Origin of the sequence: Desulforhopalus vacuolatus, from assembly GCF_016918505.1 — a bacterium.
In the GTDB taxonomy this organism is placed as follows: Bacteria; Desulfobacterota; Desulfobulbia; order Desulfobulbales; family Desulfocapsaceae; genus Desulforhopalus; species Desulforhopalus vacuolatus.
Map to the genome: position 1 here is coordinate 1 of NZ_JAFFPZ010000072.1, position 2,774 is coordinate 2,774.

Below are 2,774 nucleotides of genomic sequence, written 5' to 3' on the forward strand. Positions count from 1 at the left end.
TGGAATCACCCACGTTCAGATGGTCATACGCCGCATCGGTCGGATCGAAACTGTATGAACCATCTGCATGCAGCGTAAACCCGTCGATCGTGGCAGTCGTCGTATAAGCGGCCGTTGCACCATCATCTACATCACTTGAGGTCAGGTTTCCGGACACCATTCCGGCACCTTCATCGACGGTTGTAGATACATCCACACCTGCTACCGGCGCATCATTGGTACCGTTGACCGTAATCTGAATCTGCACCGTATCGATACCACCCTGATCATCAGTCACCGTAACAGGAACCGTTAAGATCACGGAATCGCCCACGTTCAAGTAATCGTACGTCGCATCGGTTGGATCAAAACTGTAGGAACCATCTGCGTGCAGCGTAAACCCTGCCGGAGCAGTTGATCCTGGAGTGACCGTGAAGGTCGTTGTCGAGCCATCATCTACATCTGTGGAAGTAAGCGTACCACTGATCCCAGCGGCCCCTTCATCGATGGTAGTCGTAACATCAGCACCAGCTACTGGCGCATCGTTTGTGCCATTGACTGTAATCTGGATCTGAACGGTATCGGTTCCGCCATTATCATCGGTCACGGTAACAGGGATTGTTAAGGTCTCGGAATCACCCACATTCAAATATTCGTACGTCGCATCGGTTGGATCGAAGCTGTATGAGCCATCTGGATGCAGTGTGAAGCCTGCCGGAGCAGTTGAGCCTGGAGTGACCGTAAAGATAGCCGTCGAACCATCATCTACATCACTTGAGGCCAGGTTTCCGGACACCATTCCGGCACCTTCATCAACGGTCGTAGATACATCCACACCTGCTACTGGAGCATCGTTGGTACCGTTGACCGTAATCTGAATCTGCATCGCATCCGTACCACCGCCCTCATCCGTCACGGTGACCGGAACTGTCAGCACGACCGTATCACCAACATTGAGATGGTCGTAGGCCACATCGGTCGGATCGAAACTATAGGTTCCATCCGTATCCAGCATAAAACCGGATGGAGCAGTAGATCCTGCTGTAATACTGAAGACTGCCGTCTCCGGATGGTCAACATCCGTAGCAGTGAGCACACCGTCAATTGTCGCGGCGCCCTCATCAACGGACCTGGTTACATCTGCGCCTGCTACCGGAGCGTTGTTCGTACCGTTAACCGTGATCTGGATCTGAACAGTATCGGTTCCGCCATTATCATCGGTCACGGTAACAGGGATTGTTAAGATCTCGGTATCACCCACATTCAAATATTCGTATGTTGCATCGGTTGGATCAAAACTGTAGGAACCATCTGCGTGCAGCGTAAAACCTGCCGGAGCAGTTGAACCCGGAGTGACCGTGAAGGTCGCCGTCGAGCCATCATCTACATCGGTGGCAGTGAGCGTACCACTGATCCCAGCGGCCCCTTCATCAACAGAAGTGATTACATCCGCAACAGCCACCGGTGCATCATTGGTCCCATTGACTGTAATCTGGATCTGAACTGTATCGGTTGCACCATTATCATCGGTCACGGTGACGGGGATTGTCAGGATCGTGGAATCACCCACGTTCAGATGGTCATACGCCGCATCGGTCGGATCAAAACTGTATGATCCATCTGCATGCAGCGTAAACCCGTCGATCGTGGCAGTCGTCGTATAAGCGGCCGTTGCACCATCATCCAAATCGGTGGAAGTGAGCGTGCCATTAATGGCAGCATCCCCTTCGGCAACCGTCGTGGTAACGTCCGCGCCAGCAATCGGCGCATCGTTGGTACCGTTGACCGTAATCTGAATCTGCACCGTATCGGTACCACCCTGATCATCAGTCACCGTAACAGGAACCGTTAAGATCACGGAATCGCCAACGTTCAAATGGTCGTACGTCGCATCGGTTGGATCGAAAGTGTATTGTCCATCTGCGTGCAGCGTAAACCCTGCCGGAGCAGTTGATCCTGGAGTGACCGTGAAGGTCGTCGTCGAGCCATTATCTACATCTGTGGAAGTAAGCGTACCACTGATCCCAGTGGCCCCTTCATCGATGGTAGTCGTAACATCAGCACCAGCTACTGGCGCATCGTTTGTGCCGTTGACTGTAATCTGAATCTGAACGGTATCGGTTGCACCCTGGTCATCAGTCACGGTGACGGGAACCGTCAGGATCACGGAATCACCCACGTTCAGGTTTTCGTAGGCGGCATCGGTTGGATCAAAACTGTATGAACCATCTGCGTGCAGTGTGAAGCCTGCCGGAGCAGTTGAGCCTGGAGTGACCGTAAAGGCCGCCGTTGCATCATCATCGACATCACTTGAAGTCAGGTTGCCAGAAATCATTCCGGCCCCTTCATCAACGGAAGTAGTGACATCAGCACCAGCCACCGGCGCATCATTGGTACCGTTGACCGTAATCTGGATCTGCACCGTATCAATTCCGCCATTATCATCCGTCACGGTAACGGGAATCGTCAAGATTGTGGAATCACCCACGTTCAAATGGTCATACGCCACATCGGTTGGATCGAAACTATAGGTTCCGTCTGGATTGAGCGTGAAACCTGCCGGAACGGTTGATCCTGAAGTGACAGTAAACGTTGCCGTTGCCCCATCATCGGAATCCGTTGAAGTGAGCGCACCATTAATCAATGCCGCCCCTTCATCAACGATGGTCGTAACATCAGCACCAGCTACTGGCGCATCGTTTGTGCCATTGACTGTAATCTGGATCTGAACGGTATCGGTTCCGCCATTATCATCGGTCACGGTAACAGGGATTGTTAAGATCTCGGAATCACCC

The 2,774-nt window shown here is 52.5% G+C and carries 1 protein-coding gene; it reads right to left on the reverse strand.

The window, feature by feature from the left end:
* Positions 1 to 2,774, reverse strand: a 2,774-nt coding sequence (locus tag JWG39_RS15880) for a cadherin-like domain-containing protein (RefSeq protein WP_205220421.1), incomplete at both ends; no start/stop codon positions are given.